Here is a 25,614-nt window from a genome sequence, read left to right as displayed (position 1 = left end):
CCCGAAGGCGAGTAGTTGTTCGCATCTCAGCGGTAGAGGCGCCGGGCCAACCACTCGGTCGCCTGGTAGAGCCCGGTGACCAGCGCCAGCATGACCGTCACGTGCAGCAGGACGGCCAGCGCGATCCCGGTGATCACGCCGGCGATCGCGAACCGTCCCCAGGTGAGTCCGAGCACGAACGGGATGGCGATCGCACCGGCCAGCCCGCCGAACAGCTCGGCCACGAACGACCGGTCGCCCATCCACGGCAGCCAGTTCACGACGTCGAACAGGTCGAGGGTCGCGATCACCCCGAGCGTCACGATGATCGCGATGGTGGCGTACGCCGGCACGAGGTAGCGCAGGTGCCGGCCACGGCTCCACGCCGTGTCGCCGGCGGTGATGGTCCCGAGCGTCACCGCTGACCAGATCAACCAGCCGCGCACCGGGCCGACCCCGGCGTCGCGCATCGCGGCGCGCAGCACCCGGTCGGCCGCCACCCGGTCCAGGACGTGCCCGTCGGTCGAGAGGTACGTCGCGGGCTCGTGGCGACCGTGCACCAGCCCGTCGTGCAGCAGCGTGGCCGGGAGATGCGTGCCGGTCTTCGGCACCAGCCAGGTGAAGATCGTCGGGACCGAGGTCAGGTCGGTGACGAACCTGGTCGGGTCCTTGGGCACCAGCAGCTCGCCGTGCTCCCGGTCGCGGTAGGCGATCCGGCGCTGCATGCGGAAGTACTCGACGCCGCGCTCGGAGATCCGCTCGAGGACGATCCGCGGCTCGCTCGTCGGGTCCGGCGGCGCCATCGCGGTGCCGCCGTCGTAGAACCTCGTGGGGTCGGGCCGGAAGCTCATGGCCGCAGCTCCTCCGGGTCGGTCACCGGCCGTTCGCAGACGAAGCCACGGCAGACGTACGCCGCCGCGCGCCCGTCGACCGGCGTACGCCCCTCGAGCAGGGGGATGCCCGCTCCCCCGCTGCCTGGACCTGCCGAGGGGTCGGCCGCGACCACGACGGCGCCCGGGATCCGCAGGGCCCTGCGCTCGAGGGCATCGCGCTCCGGTCCGGCAGCTCCGACCACGGCGACCTCGATCGGGCCACCGCCGTCGAGCGTGGCGGCCGCGGCGAGGGACCAGCCGGTGAAGCGCGGCGCCCGCTCGGCGAGCTTGGCGACGGTCGCGAGCGCCGCCTCGGCGGCGTCGCGGTAGCGCCCGACGCCGGTCAGCGCGTGCGCCTCGACCAGCGCGTGGACCAGTGACGAGAGCCCGCTCGGGCTGGCGTTGTCGCCCGGGTCGCGGGGCCTGGTCAACAGCCTCTCGGCGTCGACATGGGTGTCGTAGAACCCGCCGTCGCCGGCCTTGAAGCCGACCAGCGCCTCGTCGAGCAGCAGCCGCGCGCGGGTCAGCCAGACCGGGTCGGCCGTCGCCTGCGCGAGGCTCACGAAGCCTGCCGCGACGCAGCCGTAGTCCTCCAGCACCCCCGCGTGGGCCCCCGCGACACCGTCCCTCGACACCCGCAGCAGCCGAGATCCGCCTCCTGGCTGCCCGAGATCCGCCGTGAGGTGGACCCGCACCAGCAGCTCGCCGGCAGCCACGGCCGCAGCGACGAGATCGGGCCGGCCGAGACGTCGCCCGGCATCGCACAGGCCGGTGATCGCCAGGCCGTTCCAGGCGGCGACGACCTTGTCGTCCCGAGCCGGACGCACGCGCTGAGCCCGTACGTCGAGCAGCCGGGCCCGGACCTCGGCGAGCCACCGCTGCTCGCGCACCCCGGTCGGGAAGTGGCGCAGCTGCAGGGTCGACGTACCGTGCCCGAAGGTGCCTGCCTCGGTGACCTCGAACAGCTCGGCCGCCCACTCGCCCTTCTCCTGGCCGAGCGCCTCGACCAGCTGGGCCGGCGTCCAGGAGTAGAACTTGCCCTCCTCGCCCTCGGAGTCGGCGTCGAGCGCGGAGGCGAAGCCGCCCTCGTCGGTGCGCAGCTCGCGGAGCATGAAGTCGGCGGTCTCGGCCGCGACCCGGTCGCCCTGATCGGTCCCGAGCCGGGCGTAGAGGCCGAGCAGCTGAGCGTTGTCGTAGAGCATCTTCTCGAAGTGCGGCACGACCCAGCCGCGGTCCACGGCGTACCGCGCGAACCCACCGCCGATCTGGTCGTACATGCCGCTGCCCGCCATCGCCGCGGTCGTGCGCGCGAGCATGTGCCGGGCCTTGTCGTTGGTTGAGTAGGCCGAGCCGCCAGGCGAGGCCGTATCGAAACCAACTCTCCTGAGGAACTCCAGCACCATCGAGGGCGGGAACTTCGGGGCGCTCCCGAACCCGCCGGCCATCGGGTCGAACTCGGCTGCGAGCCGCTCGACAGCGGCATCGAGGATCTCCGCCGTGATCGGCGCGGACGGCGGCTGCACCGACTCGGCCAGGCGGGAGGTGATCTCCGTCGTCGCCGTGCGTACGTCGTCGCGCCGGTCCCGCCACGCCTCCGAGAGCGCGCTGAGGATCTGCCGGAACGACGGCATGCCCTGCCGTGGCTGGTCAGGGAAGTAGGTGCCCGCGAAGAACGGCGCGGCGTCGTGGTCGAGCACGACCGTCATCGGCCAGCCGCCCTGGCCGGTCATGATCTGGGTGGCCTGCATGTAGAGCGCATCGACGTCGGGCCGCTCCTCGCGGTCGACCTTGATGTTCACGAAGCCCTCGTTCATCGCCACCGCCGTCTCGGCGTCCTCGAACGACTCGTGCGCCATCACGTGGCACCAGTGACAGGCGGCGTACCCGACGCTCAGCAGGATCGGGACGTTGCGCCTCTTCGCTTCCGCGAACGCCTCCGGACCCCACTCCCACCAGTCCACCGGGTTGTCGGCATGCTGGAGGAGGTACGGCGAGGTGGCGGCAGCCAGTCGGTTCGGCACCTCACCAGCCTGTCACGGCAGCAGCGACGACCCGGTCATCCGGCCCGTGTTCCGGAGCGGCCGGGAACAACATCGGCGGGCGTGCGGTTCAGCCTATAGTTGACACGTCATCTACCAAGGAGCCAGCCATGCAGATCGGCATCTTCACCGTCGGGGACCTGACCGCGGACCCGACGACCGGGACCACGCCGACCGAGCACGAGCGGATCAAGGCGACCATCGCGATCGCCAAGAAGGCCGAGGACATCGGGCTCGACGTGTTCGCGACCGGCGAGCACCACAACCCGCCGTTCGTCGCTCCTGCCAACCCGACGGTCCTGCTGGCCAACATCGCCGCGCAGACCGAGCGGATCATCCTCAGCACCTCCACGACGCTGATCACCACCAACGACCCGGTCCGCCTGGCCGAGGACTACGCCTACCTCCAGCACGTCGCCGAGGGCCGGATCGACCTGATGATGGGCCGCGGCAACACCGGCCCGGTCTATCCCTGGTTCGGCAAGGACATCCGCGAGGGCCTGGGCCTGGCGGTGGAGAACTACGCGCTGCTGCACCGCCTGTGGCGGGAGGAGTCGCTGAGCTGGGAGGGCAAGTTCCGTACGCCGCTGCAGGGGTTCACGTCCACGCCACGACCCCTCGACGGCGTACCGCCGTTCGTCTGGCACGGCTCGATCCGCTCGCCCGAGATCGCCGAGCAGGCGGCGTACTACGGCGACGGCTTCTTCCACAACCACATCTTCTGGCCGCCCTCGCACGCCGGGCAGATGGTGAGCCTCTACCGCGAGCGCTTCGAGCACTACGGCCACGGCACGGCGGACGAGGCCATCGTCGGTCTCGGCGGCCAGTTCTTCATGCGGCCCAACAGCCAGGACGCGGTCGACGAGTTCCGGCCGTACTTCGACAACGCCCCCGTCTACGGCCACGGCCCCTCCCTCGAGGACTTCACCGCCCAGACGCCGCTCGTCGTCGGCTCGCCGCAACAGGTCCTGGAGCGCACCCTGGCGGCCAAGGAGTACGCCGGGCACTACCAGCGCCAGCTCTTCCTGGTCGACCACGCCGGCCTGCCGCTGAAGACGGTCCTCGAGCAGCTCGACCTGCTCGGCGAGATCCTGCCGGCGATGCGTGCGGGCTTCGCCGAGGGTCGCCCCGCGCACGTCCCGGACGCGCCCGTGCACCCGGCGGTGACGCGATGACCCGCCACCTCGCGGTCGTCACGGCCGGGCTCTCCTCGCCGTCGTCCACCCGCCTCCTCGCCGACCAGCTGGCCGACGCCACCGCCCGCCAGCTGCTCGCCGACGGCGAGGACGTCGAGGTCGAGGTGATCGAGCTGCGCGAGCTGGCCCACGCGCTCGCCGACAACCTGCTCACCGGCTTCCCGTCGGGGGCGCTCTCCGAGGCACTGGCGACGGTGCGCGATGCCGACGCGCTGATCGCGGTCACGCCGGTGTTCTCGGCGTCGTACGCCGGACTCTTCAAGATGTTCTTCGACGTCCTGGAGCCGGGCGCGCTGGACGGGAAGCCGGTCCTGATGGGCGCGACCGCCGGCACCGCGCGCCACTCGCTGGTGCTCGAGCACGCGCTGCGGCCGCTGTTCAGCTACCTCAAGGCGGTGCCGGTCCCGACCGCCGTGTTCGCGGCCAGCGAGGACTTCGGCTCCACCGACTCCGGCCGGCTGTCGGCCCGCGTCGAGCGCGCGGCGACCGAGCTGGTGCGCCTGCTCGACGTACCGGGGACCCTTCCGCCGGCACCGCGCCTCCTGGGCGGTACTACCTTCGACCCGACGGCCGAGGGCTTCATCAGCTTCGACCAGCTCCTCGAGAGGAACGACCGATGACCGACATCAGCATCGCCCGCGCCGACGAGCGCCACCGCTACGAGATCCACGTCGACGGCGAGCTCGCCGGCTTCGCCCAGTACCTCGTGCCTGACGCGACGCACCTCGACTTCGTGCACACCGAGATCGACCCGGCGTACGCCGGTCAGGGACTCGCCGGCCAGCTCGTCAAGGTCGCCCTCGACGACGTCCGCGCGCAGGGCAAGCGCGCCATCCCGCACTGCCCGTACGTCGCGTCGTACATCCGCAAGCACCCGGAGTACGCCGACCTCGCCGACTTCCCGGGCGGCGACTGAGCCATGGAGGTCATCGCGCCCCGCGACGTCCCCCTCGGCGGGCTGCGTGCGATGAACGTACGCCGGACCCTGCCGTCCCGCGAGCGAACCACGATCGGCGCGTGGTGCTTCCTGGACCACTACGGTCCCGACGACGTCACGGTCAGCGAGCCGATGGTGGTGCCGCCGCACCCCCACACCGGGCTGGCCACCGTGAGCTGGCTGTTCACCGGCGAGGTCGACCACAACGACTCGGCCGGCAACCGGGCCAGGGTCCGGCCGGGCGCGCTCAACCTGATGACCGCCGGCCGCGGGATCAGCCACTCGGAGTACTCCACCCCCGAGACGACGATCCTGCACGGCTGCCAGCTGTGGCTGGCACTCCCCGACGAGGCGCGCGAGATCGAGCCCGGCTTCCAGGCGTACGTCCCGCCGCCGGTCGCCGGTGACGGTTGGGAGGCGAGGGTCTTCCTGGGGTCGCTGCTCGGCAGCACCTCGCCCGTCGCCACGCACACGCCGCTGCTCGGCGCCGAGATCACGCTCTCGCCGGGAGCATCCCTCACCCTCGACCTCGACCCGGCCTTCGAGCACGGCGTCCTGCTCGACACCGGCGCGGTCGCGGTCGACGGCACCGACCTCCCGGCGGCCCACCTCGCCCACCTCCCGACCGGCACCGCCGCGGTGACGCTCCGGGCGACCGAGCCGACCCGGGTGATGCTGATCGGCGGCACCCCGTTCGGCGAGCAGATCGTCATGTGGTGGAACTTCATCGGCCGCAGCCACGAGGAGGTCGTCGCCTACCGCCACGAGTGGGAGTCGCTGCTCGCGACCGGCGAGCAGGACCGCTTCGGACTGCCCGCGGACGATCCGATGGACGCGCTGCACGCGCCGGCGCTTCCCGGCGTACGGCTGAAGCCGCGGGGCTGAGCGATACGCTGCGCACCCCGAAGTCCTGGAGGAGCGCGATGAACGACCACGACGAGACCGCCGACAACGAGCAGGTCGCGACGTCCGACACCGGCCGCGACCAGAGTGGTCGCCCCGCGAAGGGCGAGAGCAGGCTGACGCTGGCCCTCACCGTGCTCGCGATCCTGCTGATCCTGCTGATCGTGTTCGTCGGCCAGAACACCGAGGACACCTCCGTGCAGTTCCTCGGCTGGACCTGGCACCTGCCGCTGGCCCTGGCACTGCTGGTCAGCGTGGCCATCGGCCTCGTGCTCGCGGTCTGCATCGGCACCGTGCGCGCCCTCCAGCGCCACCGCAAGGCGCGCCTGGCCCGCAAGGGCTGATCAGGCCGGCCGGTCGACCTGCTCGACGAGCTTGACCGGCGCCTGGAGGCAGTAGGAGTCGGTGAGCAGCTCACCGAGCTCGACCCAGTCGGTGGCGTCGTCGAGGGTCATCCCGACGACGTTGCCGCCCCACTCGGTCTTGAAGTACGGCGCGCCCATGTGGCGGAACGCCATCACCTCGTCGGGCTCGGCCCGGAAGATGACGCGGAACAGCTGGCCTTCACCGCCGAAGACGTGCGCGACCGTGGCGCTGCCGACGCGCCAGCGTACCCCGACCCACGCCCCCTCCTCCTTCACCTGGGGAAGCGGCTCGAGGATCGCGCGCATGCGCTCGACCATGTCGAGCGGCACCTCCGGACGTGTCGCCACGGGGTCAGCGTCTCACCGAGCGCCGACATCGCGCACGGGGTGGTGTAACTACGTGTTGTGACCACTACCCGGGTGGTCCTTCACCCTGGTAGTAATCACAACACGTAGTTACACGGAGTCACACGACAGCTCGCCCAGCGACTCCTCGCCGCCGACGAAGTAGCTCGCCAGGATCGCCCGGCTCGTCGCGGCGCCGTCGTCCTCGAGCCGGATCTTCGCGGCGTCGGACCGGCCGAGGACGCGGTAGCGCAGCGTGTTGAGCGGCAGCAGGTAGGCGAACGCCCACGGGGGACGTACGCCGAGGCCGAGCTCGCGCATGCTCCGCACGCCGAGGAAGACGGTGAGCATCGAGAGCAGGCGCTCGCGTTCGAAGCGGGCCCGGAGCGGTTGCAGCAGGCTCGGCCAACCGGCGAACTGCCGCATCAGCTGGGCCTCGACGACGGCCTGCGAGAGCTGCGGGCCGGCCTCGGTGATCGGGCCCTGAGCGAGCAGGACGTGGTAGTTGAGCCTGTGCCGCTCGGCCTCGGAGTCGACCAGGAAGTCGGGCGCCACGCCCATCACGTGGCCGACGTACTTGAACAGGTGCATGAGGGCGCGCGAGTCGCGCTTGGAGACGGGTACGCCGAGGGCACGGGCGCCGAGCAGCAGGACCCCGTCGAAGAGGCCGAGGGTCGACGCCTGGTCGGACACGTTGATCGGCAGGCCCCAGGTCGCGGAGTCCCACCGCGGCTCGAAGGCGTGGTTGACCAGCGCGTGCATCAGCCGGACGTGGACGGTCAGCCGCCAGGCCTCACCGCCGGGCTCCCCGCTGCGGGGCGCCCGCAGCGAGCCGGGATCAGCCAGGACGGTCCCCCACTTCTGCGTCTCGGCGAGGCGGCGCAGCGTGGCAGGCCCCGTCAGGCCGCCGGTCTGGACGAGCAGGTCGGTCGGCCCACCGAAGCGGTAGCCGCCGATCAGCGAGAGCTGGAGCAGCACGTCGTCGGCGTTGCGGCCGAGCCGGCGCAGGAAGCGGGCGCCGAGCTCGAGCAGCTCGCGGTCCAGCCACTCCGGCTCCTCCTCGACCTCGGCGAAGAACGCGACGAGGGCCGGCGGGGCGTCGGCGACGGAGGCGACGCCACCGGCCAGGGCCCGCTGGAACTGCGCCATCGTGACCCGGCCGGACGTGCCGGCGGAGGAGCGGATCGCCGCGGCCAGGGAGGCACCGAGCTCGTCGCGCTCGAAGAACCCCCGGCCGATGCGCTGCATCAGCTCCTCGTCGACGTCCTTGATCCGTGCGGCGATCTTGAGCGGACGCCCGAGCGCGACGTTGCGGGAGTGGCCCGCGCGGTGGCGCGTGGGATGCTCGGTCTCGACGGCCTGCAGATCGGTCATGGCCCCCAGCATGACGCGAGTTTTCGCTCGCATTCAAGTCGGGTTTTCCGATAGCCTTCGGACCGTGCGCAAGGAACCCCGACAGGCCCGCTCCAAGGCGATGGTCGAGCGGATCATCGAGGCCGGCCGCGAGGTCCTCAAGAGCGACGGGTACGACGCCCTCACCACCAACCGGGTCGCCCAGGCCGCCGACGTCAGCCCCGGGTCGCTCTACCAGTACTTCCCCGACAAGGCCTCGATCATGGCGATCGTCATCGAGCGCTACTGGGACGAGGTCTCCGAGCGCGTCAGCGCCTCCTTGGCTGACCGCATCGCCGAGCTCGCCGACGGGCCCGCGCCCGGCGAGCAGCTGACCCGCGCGGTCGCCGACGCCCTCATCACCGCCCTGGAGGCCGACTCCGAGCTGCTGCGGGTCCTCAACGAGGAGCTGCCGATCTCGCGGATCTCGGCCCGCCGCAACGCACTCGAGCGACGGGTTCGGGACCTGCTGGGGGCGTACCTCGTGCTTCGCCCGGGCACCTCGAAGCGACCCGACCCGGGCCTGACGTCCTGGATGATCGTGATCGCGATGGAGAACCTCAGCGTGCGCTGGGTGCTCGACCAGCCGGCGTACGACCGCGAGCAGGTGCTCGACGAGATCGTCGCACTGGTGGAGGGCTACTTGTCGGCGTGAGCCTCGTCGTCGGCCGCGGCACGGGCGGCCTTCGCGTCCTTGTCGGAGAACAGGACGCCCGCCTCCTTGGCCCTCTCGGCCTTGCGCAGCTGCCGGACGAAGCTCCAGCACAGCACGACGACGGCCGCGATCAGCCCGACGAAGATCCAGAACGCCAACCATCCCGCGACGACCTTGTCGTCCGGCGGAGCCTCGGGCGGGGCGCCAGCGGCGCGAATCAGCACGTCGAACATGCCCTCATCCTCCCACTGTCGTGGTGATGCCGGTGAACAGGTCGTCCTCGGGGGTCGGCGCCTCCACGTGGGAGGTCACCAGCTCGTAGTCCTCGGTCGGCCAGACCTTCTCCTGGATCTCGCGCGGAACCGCGAACCAGAAGCCGTCCGGGTCGATCTGGGTGGCGTGCGCGAGCAGCGCCTGGTCGCGTACGCCGAAGTACTCCGCGCAGGGCACCTTCGTGGTGATCCGGGCGTCCCACTCGGGGTTCGGCTCCCAGGTCGCGAGCCGCTCGGCCCACGGCGACTCGAGGTCGTGCTCGACCATCGCGTCGTGCAGCGCCTGCATGCGCGGCCGGTTGAACGTGTGGTGGAAGTAGAGCTTGCTCGTCTGCCAGGCCTCGCCGAGCTCGGGCTCGTACGCCGGGTCCGCCGCCTTCTCGAACGCGTAGACCGACACCTCGTGGCACTTGATGTGGTCGGGGTGCGGGTAGCCGCCGTTCTCGTCGTACGTCGTCATGACGTGCGGGCGGAAGCTGCGCACCAGCTGGATCAGCGGACGAGCCGCCTCCTCGATCGGGACCAGGCCGAAGCAGCCCTCGGGCAGCGGCGGCCGGTTGCCGTCCTCGTCGGGCTCGGGCCAGCCGGAGTCGACGAAGCCGAGCCAGTCCTGGGTCACGCCGAGGATGTCGCGCGCCCGCTCCATCTCCTGGCGGCGGATCTCGTGGATGTTCTCCAGGATCCCGGGGCGATCCATCTTCGGGTTGAGGATCGAGCCGCGCTCACCGCCCGTGCAGGTCACGACGTGGACGTCGACGCCCTCCGCGACGTACTTGGCCGTCGACGCCGCGCCCTTGCTGGACTCGTCGTCGGGGTGGGCGTGCACGTGCATCAGGCGCAGGCCGCTGCGGTCGCTCGACATGCTCTGAATGCTAGTGGGGGCCGGCATGCCACGATTAACCCGTGAGCCAGCCGTCGGATTCCCTGCAGCAGCGGTACGGCGCCCCCTCCCGCACCTCCCGCCTCGTGGTCAAGGTCGTCGCGGGACTCGTCGTCGTGGCGCTCGCGTTCTGGCTGGGCTGGGTGGTCTTCCGCTCGGCCGACCCGGCGGTCTCCTCCTCCGAGGTCACCAAGGACCAGAACGGCCCCCACCAGGCCTGGATCAAGTACCAGATCAAGTACGGCGACGGCCCCGTCGTCGCGACCTGCACGGTGCGAGCGCTGGCCAGCAACGGCGAGGAGGTCGGCCGGCACACGTTCATCGCACCGCGCGAGGCCGACCCGGACACGGCGTACAAGGTCACCTTCCGGACCACCCGGATGGCCGACTCGATCGAGTGGCTCGGCTGCACCGCCCCCGGGCAGCCGCGCCCCCACTGACCGGTTCCGCGTTAGAGTGGTCGCTGCGCCGCCCAAGGGAGAGCCCTGGGCGGTGATCCTTTAGTTGGACCACTTTCCTAGGAGGCCCCCGATGACGCAGACCGGTAACGACAAGGTCGCGCTGACGCAGGATGCCTACGACAAGCTGAAGGCCGAGCTCGAGCACCTCCAGGGACCCCGGCGTGCCGAGATCGTCGCCGAGATCAGCGCTGCCCGCGACGAGGGCGACCTCAAGGAGAACGCCGGCTACCACGCCGCGCGCGACGAGCAGGGCAAGCTCGAGGGCCGCATCAAGCAGCTCACCGCCATGCTCGAGAAGGCCGAGATCGTCGCGCCGCCCGCCGACGACGGCGTGGTCGAGCCCGGCATGGTCGTGACCTACAAGTTCGAGGGCGATGACGACGACGAGGCCGAGAGCTTCCTGCTGCTCGGCTCGCGCGAGGGCGCACCCGGCGACATGACCGTCTTCACCCCCGAGGCCCCGCTCGGCGCCGCCATCAACGGCCGCTCCCGGGGCGAGACCGTGTCCTACGCCGGCCCGACCGGCAAGGAGCTGCGCGTCGTCATCCTCGACGCCAAGCCCTACGGCGCCTGATCTGCCGAGGCCCGCGCTGCCGGCAGGGCCCGACCGACTAGGCCACGAAGCCGTGCTCGCGCACCCGCGCGAGCACGGCTTCTGCGTGCTCGGGGCCGCGCGTCTCCAGCTGCAGGTGCACGGCGACCTCGCCGACGTGCAGCGCGGACGACAGCCGCTCGTGGGCGATCTCCAGGACGTTGGCGCCGGCGTCGGCGAGCTCCTCCAGCAGCCGCGCGAGCGCGCCCGGCTGGTCGTTGATGCGTACGTCGACCCGCAGGTAGCGCCCCGCCGCGACCAGGCCGTGCTGGATCACCTTGCCCAGCAGCAGGGGGTCGATGTTGCCGCCGGAGAGCACCACGACGATCGGGCCCTCAGGTGCCTCCCCACGATCGGCGAGGTCCGCGAGGGCGGCCGCGGCCACCGCGCCGGCGGGCTCGACGACGAGCTTCTCGCGCTCGACCAGGGCCAGGAGGGCACGGGCGATGGAGTCCTCGGAGACGGTGACCAGCTCGTCGACGTACTCCTCGATGAGCGGCAGCGTGAACTCCCCCGGCCGGCCGACGGCGATGCCGTCGGCGATGGTGGCCATGTGGGGCAGCCGGATCGGGTGGCCCTCGGCGAGGGACGGCGCGATCGCCGCGGCCCCGGCCGCCTGCACCCCGATCACCCTGATCCCCGGGCGGTGGACCTTGACTGCGATCGCCACGCCTGCCAGCAGCCCGCCGCCTCCGGCCGGGACGATCACGGTCGCCGCGTCCGGTAGCTGCTCGATGATCTCGAGCCCGAGCGTGCCCTGGCCCGCGACGATGTCGGCGTGGTCGAAGGGGTGGATCAGCGTCTCGCCGGTCTCCTCCGAGCGCGCGATGGCCAGGGCCAGGCAGTCCTCGAGGGTCGGCCCGCCGAAGACGATGTCGGCGCCATAGGCACGCGTCGCGCGCTCCTTGGGCAGCGGCGCTCCGTCGGGCATGTAGATCGTGGCGGGGATGCCGAGCTGCTGGGCCGCGAGCGCGACGCCCTGCGCGTGGTTGCCGGCGCTCGCGGCGACGACTCCCCTGGCCCTGACGTCCTCGTCGAGTCGCGCGATCCGGACCGCGGCACCACGCACCTTGAAGCTGCCCGTGCGCTGCAGGTTCTCGCACTTGAGCCACACCTGCTGGCCGGTGAGTGCGCTGAGCCAGCGCGACTCGGCGACCGGCGTACGGACCGCGACGGAGTCGACCAGCGGCCGGGCCGCCTCGATGTCGGCGACGCCGAAGTCGCTCATGCGACGGCCTTGTCGCCGACGTCGGCCTCCGCCTCGGCCTCCGCCTGGGGATCTCGCGCGATGTCGGCGAGGTGGAGCACCACGGCGTTGCCTGCGGCAGCGAGCGGTACGGCGACCAGGGCCCCTGCCACGCCGGCGATGATCACGCCGCTGGCGATCGCGATGATCACGCCGAGCGGGTGCAGCGAGACCCACCGACCCATCAGGAAGGGCTGCATGACGTGGCCCTCGAACTGCTGGACACCGATGACGACGGCGAGCATGACGCCCGCGGTGACGGGGCCGTGCTCGACGAGCGCGACCAGGACCGCAACGGCTCCGGCGACGGACGCGCCGACCATCGGCACGAACGCGCCGAGGAAGACGAGCACGCCGATCGCCAGCACGAACGGCACCTTGAGGATCGCGGCGCCGACGGCGATGCCGATCGCGTCGCACAACGCCACGATCACGGTCGCGCGGACGAACTGGACCAGCGAGAGCCAGGCGACCTTGCCGGAGCTGTCGACGCGCTCGCGGGCGCCGCGCGGGGCCAGCCGCACGGTCCAGGCCCAGATGCGACGGCCGTCGGCGAGGAAGAAGTACGTCGCGAACAGGGTGATGAAGAAGCCGGCGGCCACGTGGCCGACGGCGGACCCGACCTCGGTCACCCGACCGAGCACCTTGCCCCCGTCGGACTGCTTGCTGATCGAGTCCTGGGCCTTCTTGATCCAGTCGTTGATCTGGCTGTCGGAGGCGTGCAGCGGACCGTTCTGGAGCCAGTCGCGGATCTCGCCGAGCCCCTTGACGGTGGAGTCGGCGAGGTCGCTGGCACCGGTCGCGACCTGCTGGCCGGCGAAGGTCAGCAGGGCGGTGACGAAGGCGATGCCGGTGGCCACGACGAGCAGGGCCGCCAGGCCGCGCGGCACCTTCCACCGCTCGAGCCGGCCGACGCCGGGAGCCGCCAGGGCGCTCACCAGGAGCGCCACCGCGATCGGGATGGTGACCACGGCGAAGAAGCCGACCAGCTTGAGCAGGACGTAGATCGCGCCGCCGATCAGCAGCAGCCGCCAGGCCCAGCTCGCGGCCAGGTCGAGGCCGAACGGCACCTCGGCCCGGCGGAGGTCCGAGGGACCGGTCACGACCTCGATCTCGTCGCGCTCGCGCTGGTGCCACAACTGTGCGAAGCGGCGGATCAGGTCGCGCTCCCGGCGCGCGGAGGCCTCGGACTCCGTCTCGGGCTTCTCCGGCGGGGTCGCAACCTCCTCGACCGACGGGGTCTCGTCGGTCATGCCAGCGCCTGCTCGAGGTCGGCGAGGAGGTCCTCGACGGTCTCGATGCCGACGCTGAGGCGGATCAGGTCGGCGGGGACCTCGAGCTCGGTGCCGGCGACGCTCGCGTGGGTCATCCGGCCGGGGTGCTCGATCAGGCTCTCCACCCCGCCGAGCGACTCACCGAGCGTGAACACCCGGGTCGCCGCGCAGACCGCGAGCGCCTGCTCCTCGCCGCCCTTGACGCGGAACGAGATCATCCCGCCGAACCTGCGCATCTGGCGGGCCGCGACCTCGTGGCCGGGGTGGGTCTCCAGGCCGGGGTAGATCACCTCGCCGACGCTCGGGTGCGCGCACAGGAAGTCGACGAGCCGCTCCGCGTTGTCGCAGTGGCGCTCCATCCGCAGCGCGAGGGTCTTCAGGCCACGCAGGGTCAGCCACGCGTCGAACGGACCGGCCACCCCGCCGATGGCGTTCTGGTGGAAGCGGATCTTGTCGGCGAGCTCGTCGTCATCGGTCACCAGGGCTCCCCCGACGACGTCGGAGTGGCCGCCCGCGTACTTGGTGGTGCTGTGCACGACGACGTCGGCGCCGAGCGCGATCGGCTGCTGCAGGTAGGCCGACGCGAAGGTGTTGTCGACGACGAGCAGCGCACCCGCCGCATGGGCGAGCTCGGCGATCGCCCTGATGTCGCTGATGCCGAGCAACGGGTTGGTCGGCGTCTCCACCCAGACCAGGCGCGTGCGGCCCGGCTGGATGGCCGCGGCGACGGCGGCGAGGTCGGAGAGGTCGGCCGGGCTGTGGTCCAGCCCCCAGACCTGCTCCACCTTGTCGAAGAGCCGGAACGTGCCGCCGTAGGCGTCGTTCGGCAGGACCACGTGGTCGCCGGGCTTGCACAGCGCCCGCACCAGGGTGTCCTCGGCCGCCAGGCCGGAGGCGAACGCGAACCCGTGGCGCGCGTGCTCGAGCGCGGCGAGGGTGCTCTCGAGCGCCGTACGCGTGGGGTTCGCGGAGCGGCTGTACTCATAGCCTCCGCGCATCCCGCCGACGCCGTCCTGCTTGTACGTCGACGTCGCGTAGATGGGCGGGATCACCGCCCCGGTGGTCGGGTCCGGCTCGTAGCCGGAGTGGATCGCCCGGGTCTCGAAACCCGCCTGCGAGAGGTCGCGGTCGCTCACGCCACGAGCCTACGGGCGATCCGGGCACGCGGGTGGCATCGCCGCGATCGTCACCAGATCGTTGCGGCCTCAGCCGGTCGAGATGTCGCGTCCCGCCGCCGTCGGCCGAGCCGCCATCAGCAGCAGGCTGAACACGATGACCGCGGCGGCCGCACCCGCAACGAGCACGAGCGGACTCATCGCCGGCCGGTCGTCGGAGGCCGTGGGAGCCGGGGTCACCGGCGTCGCGACCTTGCGCGGATGGCTCGCAGCACCGGCCGGGTGGCGGGCAGGACCGCGCGGCGCCGCATGCGGCGCGACGGAGGACGACGGCATCGACGGGGGTACGGCGGCCCGCGACGGTGCGGGCGCCGCCGCGACGGTCACGGAGGCGCGCATGTCGGGGTGCACGCTGCAGATGTAGGAGTAGGTGCCGGGCCGCTGGAAGGTGAAGGTCCAGCTCTGCCCCCTGCTGAGCATCGGCGAGTGCACCGTCTGCGGCCCACTCGTGACGGTGACGTCGTGGGGTGCGGGGTCGTGGTTGGTCCAGGTGACCGTGTCCCCCACGTCCACCGTCAGGGCGCTCGGGGAGAACGCGTAGCCCGCCATGTCGACGTGGTGGGCGGCCGCCTGCGCGGGCGGGCCGACGAGGAGGACGAGCAGTCCCAGGGCGAGGCTCGCGGCGACGGCGAGCAGGCGTACGACGGGCATCGGCTTCATGGGGATCTCCTCGAATGGGGGGATGATGGGAGCGGTGGCCCGGCCGACTGCGACTCGGCCGGGCCACCGCTCAGCTCTTCGGGACTAGCAGGACGAGGTCCCGGTGAGCGGCGCCAGCATGTTGCCGATCAGCGCCGTGTGGTTGCCCAGCCAGCGGTCCAGGTCGAGGATGTCCCCCACCTGCTGGCCCGGCGACTCCTGCAGGTGCGCGACGTACACGTGCTGCAGGAACAGGTCGAGCGCGGACTGCGAGCCCTCGGTCAGCGGCTGGAGCATGCTGCCGATCCACACGGTGTGGTTCTTGACCCACCGGTCGGTCGAGGCGATGTCGCTGACCTGCTGACCCGGCGACTCCTGCAGGTGCGCGGAGTAGACGTGCGCCAGGAACCGGTCGGTGACAGCGCTCAGGCCCGTGCAGTCACCGGCCGGCATCGGCATGGGCATGCCGGTGGAGCCGGTGGCCGTCGGTGCCGGCGTCGGGGTGGCGGTGTGCGGAGCGGACGGCGTCGGCGCGGGCGTCGGCGAGTGCGTCGGTGCGTGCGTCGGCGGGGCCGTCGTCGGAGCCGGGGCCGGAGCGGCGGCGGTCACGGTGATCGTCGCGGTCATGTCCGGGTGCACCGCGCAGTAGTAGGAGTACGTGCCGACCGTCTTGAAGGTGTAGGAGAAGCTCTGGCCCTTGTTCAGCATGCCGGAGTCGAACTTCACCGGTCCCTTGCTGACCGACACGGTGTGCGGCGCGGTGTCGGTGTTGATCCAGGTGACCGTCGTACCGACCGGCACGCTGGTCGCGGCCGGCGCGAACTTGTAGTCGGCGATCTTGATGGTCACGCCGGAGGCCTTGGCCTTCGCCGCCAACCGCGAGGTGTTCGCGCTGTTGTGCAGGAAGACGGTGCCGCCACCCTTGGGCGTAGCGGCGAGGCCGGCGATGGCGATGACGAGCGCGACCAGGCCCAGCACCAGCAGCGTGGTGCTGCGCCACCGGCCGAGCGCCTGGGAGGGTGTGAGCGGTGCAACGGACAGCTTCGGATTCATCGGGTGTTCCTTTCGGTGGGGTGAACCCGGAGAACCAGCCGTCTGCGACGCGGCAGGGTCCCGGGACAGTTCCCGCCGACAGCGTCGGCGACGGGAGCGATCAGGGCGGGCACGCGGGTCACACGCCCGGGCTCGAGGTGGCCAGGACGCTGGCGACGCCGAGGACGACGACGACCAGCAGGGTCTCGGCGCCGACCGACAGCGCGAGGGCACGTACGCCGGCACGCGCGTCCTCACCGACCAGCCGGCGCTCGACGAGGTGCTTGGACCGCATCGCGACCAGCAGGACCAGGCCGAAGACGGTCACCTTGGCGGCCAGCACGAGCACGTAGCGGGTGTCCCAGAAGCTCGGGACCGTGCCGGCGATGCGCCAGCCGAGCACCAGTCCGGTCGCCGCCACCAGGACGACCGATCCCAGGGCGATCCGCGAGAAGCGGCGTACGACGGCGGGCACCTCGTCGGGCCGACCACCGGGCAGCACGCACAGCGAGAGCACGAGCAGACCGCCGACCCAGGCGCTCACCGCGCACAGGTGGACGAAGTCGGCGACCTCGCCCCACGCGGGCTGTGCCGTCTGCGCGCCGTGCGCCGTCATGCCGGTGGTGCGGACCAGGCCCGCGGCGACGATGACCGCGCCGACCCGCCACGCGAGGCGGCGTACGGCGACCTCGCCGCCCTGCCACACCCCGACGACCACGACGGCGGCCAGTCCCCAGAGGAGGGCCTGGGCGACGTCCACGCGGCCGAAGTCCTGGTCGAGCAGCTGAGCCAGGTCGAGGGCGCCTCCCGCGGCCCGCAGCACCACCCACAGCTGCGCGATTGCGGACACGATCCCGAGCACCAAGGTGACCCCGAGCAGGCCGCGGGCCCGGCGCTGCGAGGCGCCGCGCGGCCACAGGAACGCGATGAAGGCGAGCGCTCCGACGAACAGCACCGTGGCCAGGTAGCCGAGGCCGCGCGCGAGAGCTGCGCGCCAGTCGATCGGCGGGGTCGGCGTGCTGCCGCGTTCCGCGGTCGGTGCCGCCGACCGCAGGTGCAGAGCCAGGACGCCGGTGGTCACGTGGCCGTCCTCGTCGTCGACCGCGCGCCAGGACAACCGCAGCGAGCCGGCGGGATGGATCCCGCGCAGGCTCACCCGGACCGTCGCCGGCCGCCCCTCGACGGGACTTACGCCGAGGCGCCGGTGGCCGACCCTCACGACGACGTCGCTCGCGCGGACGGGCTCGCTGAAGGTCAGGGTCGCGCTCGGCGGGAGGTGTGCGAGCGTCGCGCCCGCGGCAGGGGTCGAGCCGACCAGCTCGTCGTGGGCAGCGGCAGGGGCGGCGAGCACGAGGGAGAGCGCGACGACTGCGAGGACCGCGAGGAGGACGCGCCTCACCGCCCGCATCACTGCGCTGCCCCGTCCGTCGTCGACGACTTCTGTGCGCAGCAGTCCCCGAGCAGCGGGCGCGCCACCGACCCGGTCAGGCAGTCGACACCGGCGGCCGTGTGCGGGCCGATCACCGTCGTCAACGTGGTGTCGAGGAGGGACCCGAGTCCGAGCAGACCGCCGCTGGTGGTCGCTCCGGGGACCAGGTCACCGACGACGGGCAGCTGACCGAGCAGCGAGCGGCAGGTCGGGGTGGCCGGTGACGGAGCCGAGGACGGCGCGGTCGTCGGTGACGGCGGGGGCACGGTCGGGCTCGCGGTCGGGAGCGCGGGCCAGCTCGGGGACGGCGGCGGCACGGGCACCGGAGCTGGGGCGAGCGGAGCGGCCGCCGCGGGCACGACCGGCGGTGCCGGGAGCGCGAGCGGGGCGGGCGCCGGCCGAGCCGGTGCCTGGTGGGTCGGTGCGGCGACGACCTGCGTCGGCTCGACGATGCCGAAGCCGGCGGCGTACGCGAGGACCACGACGACGCCACCGGCGAGGGCTGCGGCCACACCGGCTTCCCGCGGGTCGACGGTACGCAGGCTGGGAAGGGTCATCGGAACCTCCGTTGTCGCCGCCGGGCGGGGCCTGCCCGGCGTCCGAGATGAGCGCCCCGACGACGGTGGAGCCGGTTGCCGAGGTGTGCCCATGCAAAGCCCGCCCGGTTACGCGAGCGTGTGCCCCGGCCGCGCCGCCAGTAACTTCGGACGCACCGTCGGGGCCTCGTCATCGGCCCGTGGGGTGAGTGGCTGTTAACAGGCGGCGTCATCTCGCGGGCGGCGTGCTCACCCCCGGCGGGCCGTCCCCGCCCGTGGAGGCGGATCTCCGGTTTCCGCGCGGTAACGCCGCCGGAAGGACGGCGAGGTCGTCGCCGGAAGGACGGGTTTACCTGCGTGTCGCATGGGCGGCCGCCGCGAGGCGCCGGTGTGACGCCGCGCACGCGCCCGCTGTCCAAGACCTTGCGCGGCAAGGGAGGATGGGAGCGTGTTCGGCGCCAAGAAGTCCCAGATGATCGATCGCTCCGAGGCATTGCCGGGGCGGTCGTCGTACCCCTTCCTCCTCCCGGACCACCACGAGGTGCTCGGCACCCCGCTGATGACCGACGACGTGCCGGACGGGCTCGAGGTCGCGGAGTTCGGCCTGGGCTGCTTCTGGGGTGCCGAGGAGATGTACTGGCAGATCCCGGGCGTCTGGTCGACGTCGGTCGGGTACGCCGGCGGCTTCACCCCGCACCCCACCTATGAGGAGGTCTGCACCGGTCGCACCGGCCACACCGAGGCGGTCCGCATCGTCTTCGACCCCGCTGTCGTGTCCTACGCGGATCTGGTGAAGCGCTTCTTCGAGGTCCACGACCCCACCCAGGGCATGCGCCAGGGCAACGACGTCGGCTCGCAGTACCGCTCCGCGATCTACTTCCACTCCCCTGCCCAGGAAGAGACGGCCCGCGAGCTGACCAAGGTGTACGCCGACGTCATCCGCGAGCGTGGCTACGGCGAGATCACCACGGAGATCGCCCCTTCGTCGGCGTACTACTACGCGGAGCCCGCGCACCAGCAGTACCTCCACAAGAACCCGTTCGGCTACCGCTGCCACGCCAACACCGGCGTGCCGTTCCCCGCGTGATCGCCTGACCTGCCGCAGATGCACCAGGGCCTCCTCGACAGCGCTGCTCAGTGATCTCCTCGGTGGTCGCGTGCCTCGGCATCGTCGCCTTCTCGTTCCAGTCGTTGGTCACGTTCGGCGCCGCGCTCTGGGCTCATCGTCGCGGCGAGCCGCAGGGGCTCGTCGTCCGCATGGTCGTCGGGGCAGTCGTGTACCTCGGACTCGTGGTCTGCTGCGTCCTCCTCGTCGCGCACGTCGTCGAACCCGACAGCCTCTGGACGGCGATCTGCGTGCTCCTGGGGCTACGCGTCCTGCTGACCTGGATTCGTCTGCCCGGCGAGCGACTGGGCCGACCCGCACGCGGGTGAGGTGCGCTGGCCGGCGCCGACGCGTGCCGGACACCTCCGAGTTCGGCTACCGCTGCCACGCCGACACCAGCGTGCCGTTCCCCGCGTGATCGCCTAGCGACGGGACCGCCGGGCGAAGGCGATCGCGCCGACCGCGACCACCAGGTCGAGCCCGACGATCACCAGGTTGGTCGCCTCCCACGGCGTCGTCGCCCTGCCCGGGGCGACCTGACCCTCGGTGTCGGTGAACATCCACATGAGGCCGAGCGGCCCGGCGAGGCAGACGATCGTGCCCAGGGCGATTCCGATCGCGACAGGCCGCGGACCGCGGGGCAGGTCCGGCACGGCTGCGACCAGCGCGAGAGCACCCACACCCGCGTGCCCGACGTACAGCACCGCCACCACACCAGCCCACAGGGCGAGCTTCCGCTCACGGGACATCGAGGCCTCCTCGGGCAGTCGCTTCTGCCCGAACGCTAGGCGCCATTCGACGGGTCCGCTGGCGAATCACGACTCCCGCGCTCCGATGGACGTACCAAAGTCGGTCTGGAGATGTCTGCCACGCGTGGCAGACATCTCCAGACCGACTTTGGTACGTCCATCGGAGCGGTTGCCCACCCTCACCCACCCCTCCGGGTGCTGCGGGCCATCGCGGCCAGGCCGGCGGCGATGGCCAGGCACAACGCGGCGATGCAGCCGAAGACGACCGTGTAGCCGATCAGATCGCCCGTCGAGCCGATCGTCGCGTTCGACGGGTCATCGGACGAGTAGCGGATCGTCACGCGGTCGCCGACCAAGCCCGTGCAGCTCGGGTCGTCGGTGGCGGTGTACCTCGTGCCGCCGACCTCGAACTCAGCGCGAACCTGGCAGTACGAGTTGCGCCCGACGTGACGATGCGTGACGGTGCCGGTCGTGCTGGTGTCGTACGACCCCTCGTCGGACCAGCCGATCACGATGGCCACCACGAACCCGACCGCTGCCAGCAGGCACAGCGCCGCGAGCGCCGCCAGCACCTGCCAGCGATCACGGAGGCCACGACCACGACCGCTCGACGCCGGCGTGTCGTCCGGCAACCACTGAGACCCCCGACCCATGGCCGGAGCCTAGGCCCACGGAGGGGCGCGACGGCGGCGAAGCTGCCGACTTGTCCCGTAGCCGGTGCACGCACCCCGCCGGCACCCCATACTGACCCCGTGATCGGCCGGCCGCTTCGTCTCCTTGCCTCAGCCCTGCTGGTCGTGAGCCTGGCCGGGTGCGGCATGGACTCCGGCGCGACCGGACCTGGTCCCCAGGGCGGGCCGGCGACCAGGCATGCGCCCCTCAGCGCGACGGCGGCCGTCGCGAGGGCACGGGCAGCGGCCGCCAAGGACCACCGCCCGGTGCTGATCGACTTCGGCGCGGGTTGGTGTCCCGACTGCGTGACGCTGGACGGGCTCTACCGGCGGCCGGGCGTGGCGCGAGCGCTGCAGCGATTCCACCTGGTCGAGGTCGACGTCGGCGACTTCGACCAGAACCTCGGGCTGGCCCGGAAGTACGTCGACCTGCGGAGCAGCGGCATACCGGCACTCGTCGTCCTGACCCCGACCGGCCGGATCGCCTACGCGAGCAACGACGGGGCCTTCGCCAACGCGCGCACGATGACGGCGGCCCAGGTGACCACGTTCCTCGGCCAGTGGGCGCACGCCTCATCGTGACGCCCGCCGTACGACGGCGCGCGGCCCTCGTGGCCACCGCCACGGCGCTCCTCACCGCGAGCGGCTGCGGGGACCCCCACCCCGCGGGCACACCCCCGCCGGCACACGCGGTCACGCGGAGCGGCGTACGGGTGAGCGCCGTGCTGACGTCCGACTCCACGGTGCGCGTGCGGCTCCGTCCGCTGCGTCGCGGCTTCCACCTCTACAGCCTGGACATGCCCGACGGCGGCGTCGATGGCCTGGGCGTCCCGACGCGGATCACCGTCGGTGGCGGCCTGACCGCACGGGGACGGGCGCGAGCCGACGTGGCGGCGTACGGCCTGCACCTTTCCGGCCCGGACGTGACGCTCCCGGTCTACCCGAACGGACCGGTCACGTTCACGATCCCGGTCGAACCGACCGGTCCGGGCGCGGCGACGGTCGAGGTGAGCTACGGGGCGTGCAGCCGCCGGGTGTGCCTGATCCCCGTCCACGACCTCGTGATCCGGGTCGCGAGTCGTCGGTAGCCGTGGGATCCGGGTGGCCCTGATCCGTCTGGTGCGCCGGAACCCCCTCGCGGATTGACTCTCACCGTCACAATGGGCGGCATGGCCGATCTCCCCCGCAAGGCGGCATCCCGTACGGCGCGCCTGGCCGCACTGCCGCTGGGGTACGCCGGTCGCACGGCCGTCGGCTTCGGCAAGCGGATCGGTGGTGCGCCGGCCGAGCTGGTGATGAGCGAGATCCAGCAGCGGACCGCGGAGCAGCTGTTCCGCACGCTCGGCGAGCTCAAGGGCGGTGCGATGAAGTTCGGGCAGGCGCTGTCCGTGCTGGAGTCGGCGCTGCCCGAGGAGATGGCGGCGCCCTACCGCGAGCACCTCACCAAGCTGCAGGACAGCGCGCCACCCATGCCGACGATGACCGTGCGCGAGATCCTCGCCGAGGACCTCGGCGCCGACTGGAAGTCGCAGCTGGTGTGGATGGACGGCGCACCGACGGCCGCGGCCTCGATCGGGCAGGTCCACGAGGGGCGTTGGTACGACGGCCGCCGGGTCGCCGTGAAGGTGCAGTACCCGAACGCTGCCGACGCGCTGCTCTCCGACCTGCGCACGCTGTCCCGCGCGGCACGGGCGATCGGGCCGCTGATCCCCGGCGTCGACATGAAGCCGCTGGTCGAGGAGATCCAGGAGCGGGCGCGCGAGGAGCTGGACTACCAGCTCGAGGCGGACGCGCAGCGAGCATTCGCGATCGCGTTCCGGGAGGACGCCGAGATCGTGGTGCCGGACGTCGTCGCGGTCGGCCCGCGCGTGCTGATCACCGAGTGGCTCGACTCCGCCGGATCATTGGCGACGGTGATCGCGAACGGCTCCCAGGAGGAGCGCGACCACTACGGCCACATCTTCACCCGCTTCCAGTTCTCCGGACCGGCGAAGACCGGCATGCTGCACGCCGACCCGCACCCCGGGAACTTCCGGATCATCCCGAACGAGGACGGGAGCCCCGGTCGGATGGGTGTCCTGGACTTCGGGGCGGTCGCGCGGCTCCCCCAGCCCGGGCTCCCGGCGCCGATGGGTCGGTTGATCTCGCTGTGTGCGGCCAGTGACGGCGACGCCCTCATGGCGGGGCTGCGTGCCGAGGGCTTCGTCAAGGAGCGGATCCGGATCGAGCCCGAGCTGCTGATGGACTACCTCTCGCCGTTCGTGGAGCCGACGCTCGTCGAGCGGTTCCGCTTCTCGCGGGCGTGGATGCGCGAGCAGTTCCAGCGGATCAACAACCCGCGGAGCCCGGCGTACACCGTCGCGATCAAGCTCAACCTGCCGCCGTCGTACATGCTCATCCACCGCACCTGGGTGGGCGGGATCGGCGTGCTCTCGCAGCTCGGGGCGGAGGCGCCCTTCCGGGCCATCCTCGAGGAGTTCCTCCCGGAGTTCTCACCGCCGCCGCTGCGATCGACCACTGGCTAGGGTCGAGGCATGGACTGGATCCGGCTGCTGACGGACTCGACCGACGCCTTCGCCACGTGCTTGGACGCCGACCTGGCGGTGCCCGTGCCGAGCTGCCCGGGCTGGACCCTCGCCGACCTCGGCGAGCACGTGCGGACCGTGCACCTGTGGGCCGCGCACGCGGTGACCGAGAGAAATCCGCAGGGGACGTCCGAACCGCTCGCGGCCTCGGAGCTGCCGACCGGGTACCGCGCGGCGGCCGCTCACCTGATCGAGGTGCTGTCGTCGACCGCGCCCGACGCCCCGGCCTGGACGTTCGGCACCGAGCAGGTCGCGGGCTTCTGGCGACGTCGCCAGGTCCACGAGACCGTCATCCACCTGTACGACGCCTTCCTGGCGCTCGGGCGCGAGGCGGACTGGGCGCCGCCGGCCGACCTGGCCTGGGACGGTGTCGACGAGGTCGCGACGCTGTTCTACCCGCGCCAGGTGCGCATGGAGCGGATCGATCCGCTCGCCACCTCGCTCGTCATCACCGCCACCGACGTCGATCGGACCGTCACGATCGGCGAGGCCCCTGCCTCCGTCCCGCTCGTCGGCACCGCCGCCGACCTCTACCTCACGCTGTGGAAGCGCCGTCCCGCCGAGGACCCCGCCGTCGCCGAGGTCCTCGCTGCCGCGATCACACCCTGAGCCGTGGCTTGCTTGCATGCCTGCAAGGAACGGCTCCGGCCTACTTGCATGCATGCAAGCAAGGACCGCCCGACCCACTTGCAGGCATGCAAGCAAGGACCGCACCGACCCACTTGCAGGCATGCAAGCAAGCGCGGCCACAGGCAGCCACGGCCACGGTCGGGTCAGCCCGCCTGACGCGTCTCCAGGACCCGGAAGCCCTTCGCGGAGGCGATCCGCTCGGTGGGGAAGCCCTGGTCGCCGAGCCAACGCTGCAACGAGTCGGCGCCGAGGTTCTTGCCGACGACCATCACGGCCCGCCCGCCCGGTGCCAGGCGCGGGAGCCACTCCAGCAGGAGCGCATGCAGCGCCTCCTTGCCGATCCGGATCGGCGGGTTGGACCAGATCTCGTCGAAGATCGCGTCGGCGGGCACCTCGGCCGGCTCACACGCGACGTACCGGTCGTCCACGCCCAGCGACACGGCGTTCTCGCGGGCCAGCAGCAGCGCCCGCCGGTTGACGTCGACCGCGGTCACCACGGCCGACGGCGCCGCGACGGCACACGCCAGCCCGATGACGCCGTACCCGCACCCGAGGTCCAGCAGACGCCCACCGGCAGGCGGCGGAGTCTCGCGGAAGAGCACCGACGTACCGATGTCGACGCGCCCGTTGGCGAACACGCCGGACCCGGAGACCAGCGACAGCTCGTGGTCCCAGACCACGGCCGAGACCGACGAGCGCGCGAACGGCGCCGACGGGTCCGCGGAGAAGTAGTGGTCCTCGGTGGTCATCCCTCGCCCTCCTGGTCCGAGTCGTCCGGGTGGCCGTCGACCTCGTGCGCCTGCCGGCGGGCAGCGGTCGCCGCGACCCGCGCCGCGAGGCCCGCTTCGTCGGGATAGCCGACCTCCTCGAGCACCAGCCCGCGCGCCGCCATGACGTGCACCCGCTGGTCGCGAACGCGACCGAGCAGGATCGCCTCCGCCCACTCGGCGTCCTGCTTGCCCTCACCGACCAGGACCATGCAGCCGACCAGCGCGCGCACCATCGAGTGACAGAACGCGTCAGCCTTCACGTGCCCGACGATGACGCCGGACGGCTCACGCGACCACGAGAACTCCTGCAGGGTCCGGATCGTCGTCGCTCCTTCGCGCTTCTTGCAGAACGCCGCGAAGTCGTGCAGACCGACCAGTCGCCGGGCCGCGGCATCCATCGCCGCGACGTCCAGCGGCCGGCGCCAGTGCACGACGTGCCCCCGCGTCAGCGGATCCACCGCCTCCGCGGAGTCGACCAAGCGATAGGCGTAGCGCCGCCACAAGGCAGCGAAGCGCGCGTCGAACCCGTCCGGAGCCAGCGCCACGCGCCGCACCCGCACGTCCGTGGGCAGGTAGCCGTTCAGCCGGATCCGCAGGCCGTCGACCACCTCCGGAGCAGTCCCGTCCGGCAGGTCCACGTGCACCACCTGCCCCCGCGCGTGCACGCCGGAGTCGGTCCGTCCGGCGCAGGTGACCCACAGCGTGCCCTCCGGCAGCCGCAGGACCGCGTGCAGCGCCGCGGTCAGCTCACCCTGGACCGTCCGCAGCAGAGGCTGCCCCGCCCAGCCCTTGAACTCGGTGCCGTCGTAGGAGAGGTCGATCCGGATCCTCATCCGCAGCCTCGGCTCCACGTCCACGTCCACGAGCAGCAAGGCTAGTGGCCGC

General features: G+C 71.9%; 31 protein-coding genes. 14 read left to right on the top strand and 17 right to left on the bottom strand.

Annotated features, from left to right (window positions below; genetic code table 11):
- Positions 1-26: 26 nt before the first annotated feature.
- Positions 27-830, bottom strand: a complete 804-nt coding sequence (locus tag ACYVJ3_RS05825; protein WP_460851603.1) for a DUF1353 domain-containing protein — start codon at positions 828-830, stop codon at positions 27-29.
- Positions 827-2,872, bottom strand: a complete 2,046-nt coding sequence (locus ACYVJ3_RS05820) for a thioredoxin domain-containing protein (protein WP_460851601.1) — start codon at positions 2,870-2,872, stop codon at positions 827-829. Before ACYVJ3_RS05820 ends, ACYVJ3_RS05825 begins: the two co-directional genes overlap by 4 nt.
- Before the next feature lie 128 nt (positions 2,873-3,000).
- On the opposite strand from ACYVJ3_RS05820, the gene ACYVJ3_RS05815 reads away from it, so the two are divergent.
- Genes ACYVJ3_RS05815 through ACYVJ3_RS05795 form a run of 5 tightly spaced genes read left to right on the top strand, consistent with a single transcriptional unit; the run spans position 3,001 to position 6,270 of the window.
- The gene (locus ACYVJ3_RS05815) at positions 3,001-4,065 is read left to right on the top strand and encodes a CE1758 family FMN-dependent luciferase-like monooxygenase (RefSeq protein WP_460851599.1); all 1,065 of its coding nucleotides are present in this window, start codon (positions 3,001-3,003) and stop codon (positions 4,063-4,065) included.
- Entirely contained in the window at positions 4,062-4,706 is a 645-nt protein-coding gene (locus tag ACYVJ3_RS05810; protein ID WP_460851598.1) for an FMN reductase, read from the top strand. The genes ACYVJ3_RS05815 and ACYVJ3_RS05810 overlap by 4 nt, the downstream gene beginning before the upstream one ends.
- On the top strand, positions 4,703-5,002 hold the full coding sequence (locus ACYVJ3_RS05805) for a GNAT family N-acetyltransferase (protein WP_460851596.1): 300 nt from the start codon (positions 4,703-4,705) through the stop codon (positions 5,000-5,002). Before ACYVJ3_RS05810 ends, ACYVJ3_RS05805 begins: the two co-directional genes overlap by 4 nt.
- 3 nt (positions 5,003-5,005) lie before the next feature.
- On the top strand, positions 5,006-5,908 hold the full coding sequence (locus tag ACYVJ3_RS05800) for a pirin family protein (protein ID WP_460851594.1): 903 nt from the start codon (positions 5,006-5,008) through the stop codon (positions 5,906-5,908).
- A gap of 38 nt (positions 5,909-5,946) precedes the next feature.
- Complete coding sequence (locus ACYVJ3_RS05795) at positions 5,947-6,270, top strand: LapA family protein (protein ID WP_460851593.1); 324 nt, start codon at positions 5,947-5,949, stop codon at positions 6,268-6,270.
- Here the strand turns inward: ACYVJ3_RS05795 and ACYVJ3_RS05790 are convergent, their stop codons facing one another.
- Both ACYVJ3_RS05790 and ACYVJ3_RS05785 read right to left on the bottom strand, forming a co-directional pair.
- The gene (locus tag ACYVJ3_RS05790) at positions 6,271-6,639 is read right to left on the bottom strand and encodes an MmcQ/YjbR family DNA-binding protein (protein ID WP_460851591.1); all 369 of its coding nucleotides are present in this window, start codon (positions 6,637-6,639) and stop codon (positions 6,271-6,273) included.
- 108 nt (positions 6,640-6,747) lie between these two features.
- Entirely contained in the window at positions 6,748-8,010 is a 1,263-nt protein-coding gene (locus ACYVJ3_RS05785) for an oxygenase MpaB family protein (protein WP_460851589.1), read from the bottom strand.
- Positions 8,011-8,074: 64 nt separating this feature from the next.
- Here ACYVJ3_RS05785 and ACYVJ3_RS05780 point away from each other — a divergent pair, with 64 nt between their 5' ends.
- A complete protein-coding gene (locus tag ACYVJ3_RS05780) occupies positions 8,075-8,683 on the top strand; it encodes a TetR/AcrR family transcriptional regulator (protein WP_460851587.1) in 609 nt (202 codons plus the stop codon).
- Here the strand turns inward: ACYVJ3_RS05780 and ACYVJ3_RS05775 are convergent.
- Entirely contained in the window at positions 8,668-8,916 is a 249-nt protein-coding gene (locus ACYVJ3_RS05775) for a hypothetical protein (protein WP_460851585.1), read from the bottom strand. The two genes, ACYVJ3_RS05780 and ACYVJ3_RS05775, sit on opposite strands and share 16 nt — an antisense overlap.
- 4 nt (positions 8,917-8,920) lie before the next feature.
- Positions 8,921-9,817 (bottom strand): mycothiol conjugate amidase Mca, encoded by an 897-nt coding sequence (gene mca, locus ACYVJ3_RS05770; protein WP_460851584.1) that lies wholly within the window; start codon positions 9,815-9,817, stop codon positions 8,921-8,923.
- Positions 9,818-9,858: 41 nt separating this feature from the next.
- Here mca and ACYVJ3_RS05765 point away from each other — a divergent pair, with 41 nt between their 5' ends.
- The gene (locus ACYVJ3_RS05765) at positions 9,859-10,275 is read left to right on the top strand and encodes a DUF4307 domain-containing protein (protein WP_460851583.1); all 417 of its coding nucleotides are present in this window, start codon (positions 9,859-9,861) and stop codon (positions 10,273-10,275) included.
- Positions 10,276-10,366: 91 nt separating this feature from the next.
- Positions 10,367-10,870: a transcription elongation factor GreA gene (gene greA, locus ACYVJ3_RS05760; RefSeq protein ID WP_460851581.1), complete on the top strand. Its 504-nt coding sequence runs from the start codon at positions 10,367-10,369 to the stop codon at positions 10,868-10,870.
- A 37-nt stretch (positions 10,871-10,907) separates the two neighbouring features.
- Here the strand turns inward: greA and ilvA are convergent, their stop codons facing one another.
- From ilvA to ACYVJ3_RS05725, 7 genes are all read right to left on the bottom strand, one after another.
- Positions 10,908-12,116, bottom strand: coding sequence for a threonine ammonia-lyase (gene ilvA, locus ACYVJ3_RS05755; RefSeq protein ID WP_460851579.1), 1,209 nt, complete (start codon positions 12,114-12,116; stop codon positions 10,908-10,910).
- Positions 12,113-13,387: an AI-2E family transporter gene (locus ACYVJ3_RS05750; protein WP_460851576.1), complete on the bottom strand. Its 1,275-nt coding sequence runs from the start codon at positions 13,385-13,387 to the stop codon at positions 12,113-12,115. The genes ilvA and ACYVJ3_RS05750 overlap by 4 nt, the downstream gene beginning before the upstream one ends.
- Positions 13,384-14,544 carry a cystathionine gamma-synthase gene (locus ACYVJ3_RS05745; RefSeq protein WP_460851575.1) on the bottom strand — a complete coding sequence of 387 codons (1,161 nt, stop codon included), beginning with the start codon at positions 14,542-14,544 and terminating at the stop codon, positions 13,384-13,386. The genes ACYVJ3_RS05750 and ACYVJ3_RS05745 overlap by 4 nt, the downstream gene beginning before the upstream one ends.
- Positions 14,545-14,613: 69 nt before the next feature.
- Positions 14,614-15,243, bottom strand: coding sequence for a cupredoxin domain-containing protein (locus tag ACYVJ3_RS05740; protein ID WP_460851574.1), 630 nt, complete (start codon positions 15,241-15,243; stop codon positions 14,614-14,616).
- An 84-nt stretch (positions 15,244-15,327) separates the two neighbouring features.
- On the bottom strand, positions 15,328-16,275 hold the full coding sequence (locus ACYVJ3_RS05735) for a cupredoxin domain-containing protein (protein ID WP_460851572.1): 948 nt from the start codon (positions 16,273-16,275) through the stop codon (positions 15,328-15,330).
- Positions 16,276-16,393: 118 nt separating this feature from the next.
- A complete protein-coding gene (locus ACYVJ3_RS05730) occupies positions 16,394-17,653 on the bottom strand; it encodes a copper resistance CopC/CopD family protein (protein WP_460851571.1) in 1,260 nt (419 codons plus the stop codon).
- A gap of 8 nt (positions 17,654-17,661) precedes the next feature.
- On the bottom strand, positions 17,662-18,240 hold the full coding sequence (locus tag ACYVJ3_RS05725; protein WP_460851570.1) for a hypothetical protein: 579 nt from the start codon (positions 18,238-18,240) through the stop codon (positions 17,662-17,664).
- A 427-nt stretch (positions 18,241-18,667) separates the two neighbouring features.
- On the opposite strand from ACYVJ3_RS05725, the gene msrA reads away from it, so the two are divergent.
- Positions 18,668-19,306 (top strand): peptide-methionine (S)-S-oxide reductase MsrA, encoded by a 639-nt coding sequence (gene msrA, locus ACYVJ3_RS05720; RefSeq protein ID WP_460851569.1) that lies wholly within the window; start codon positions 18,668-18,670, stop codon positions 19,304-19,306.
- Positions 19,307-19,356: 50 nt separating this feature from the next.
- Positions 19,357-19,653 carry a hypothetical protein gene (locus ACYVJ3_RS05715; protein WP_460851568.1) on the top strand — a complete coding sequence of 99 codons (297 nt, stop codon included), beginning with the start codon at positions 19,357-19,359 and terminating at the stop codon, positions 19,651-19,653.
- Positions 19,654-19,746: 93 nt separating this feature from the next.
- Here the strand turns inward: ACYVJ3_RS05715 and ACYVJ3_RS05710 are convergent, their stop codons facing one another.
- Together ACYVJ3_RS05710 and ACYVJ3_RS05705 are read right to left on the bottom strand one after the other, a co-directional pair.
- Positions 19,747-20,073 (bottom strand): hypothetical protein, encoded by a 327-nt coding sequence (locus ACYVJ3_RS05710; RefSeq protein WP_460851567.1) that lies wholly within the window; start codon positions 20,071-20,073, stop codon positions 19,747-19,749.
- A gap of 179 nt (positions 20,074-20,252) precedes the next feature.
- Positions 20,253-20,726 carry a DUF3592 domain-containing protein gene (locus tag ACYVJ3_RS05705; protein WP_460851566.1) on the bottom strand — a complete coding sequence of 158 codons (474 nt, stop codon included), beginning with the start codon at positions 20,724-20,726 and terminating at the stop codon, positions 20,253-20,255.
- Between the two features lie 99 nt (positions 20,727-20,825).
- On the opposite strand from ACYVJ3_RS05705, the gene ACYVJ3_RS05700 reads away from it, so the two are divergent.
- The 4 genes from ACYVJ3_RS05700 to ACYVJ3_RS05685 all read left to right on the top strand — a co-directional run bounded on the left by ACYVJ3_RS05700 (position 20,826) and on the right by ACYVJ3_RS05685 (position 23,938).
- Positions 20,826-21,326, top strand: a complete 501-nt coding sequence (locus tag ACYVJ3_RS05700) for a thioredoxin family protein (RefSeq protein WP_460851565.1) — start codon at positions 20,826-20,828, stop codon at positions 21,324-21,326.
- Complete coding sequence (locus ACYVJ3_RS05695) at positions 21,305-21,832, top strand: hypothetical protein (RefSeq protein WP_460851564.1); 528 nt, start codon at positions 21,305-21,307, stop codon at positions 21,830-21,832. Before ACYVJ3_RS05700 ends, ACYVJ3_RS05695 begins: the two co-directional genes overlap by 22 nt.
- A gap of 81 nt (positions 21,833-21,913) precedes the next feature.
- Positions 21,914-23,269 (top strand): ABC1 kinase family protein, encoded by a 1,356-nt coding sequence (locus ACYVJ3_RS05690; RefSeq protein WP_460851562.1) that lies wholly within the window; start codon positions 21,914-21,916, stop codon positions 23,267-23,269.
- A 9-nt stretch (positions 23,270-23,278) separates the two neighbouring features.
- The gene (locus ACYVJ3_RS05685; protein ID WP_460851561.1) at positions 23,279-23,938 is read left to right on the top strand and encodes a maleylpyruvate isomerase family mycothiol-dependent enzyme; all 660 of its coding nucleotides are present in this window, start codon (positions 23,279-23,281) and stop codon (positions 23,936-23,938) included.
- Between the two features lie 164 nt (positions 23,939-24,102).
- Here ACYVJ3_RS05685 and ACYVJ3_RS05680 read toward each other — a convergent pair whose 3' ends face one another.
- The gene (locus ACYVJ3_RS05680) at positions 24,103-24,708 is read right to left on the bottom strand and encodes a class I SAM-dependent methyltransferase (protein ID WP_460851558.1); all 606 of its coding nucleotides are present in this window, start codon (positions 24,706-24,708) and stop codon (positions 24,103-24,105) included.
- Positions 24,705-25,592, bottom strand: coding sequence for a tRNA pseudouridine(38-40) synthase TruA (gene truA, locus ACYVJ3_RS05675; RefSeq protein ID WP_460851556.1), 888 nt, complete (start codon positions 25,590-25,592; stop codon positions 24,705-24,707). The genes ACYVJ3_RS05680 and truA overlap by 4 nt, the downstream gene beginning before the upstream one ends.
- Positions 25,593-25,614: the final 22 nt, after the last annotated feature.

The sequence above is a fragment of the Nocardioides montaniterrae genome (assembly GCF_054782655.1).
Note: the sequence above shows the minus strand (reverse complement) of the source record. Positions and strands in the feature narration are given on the sequence as shown.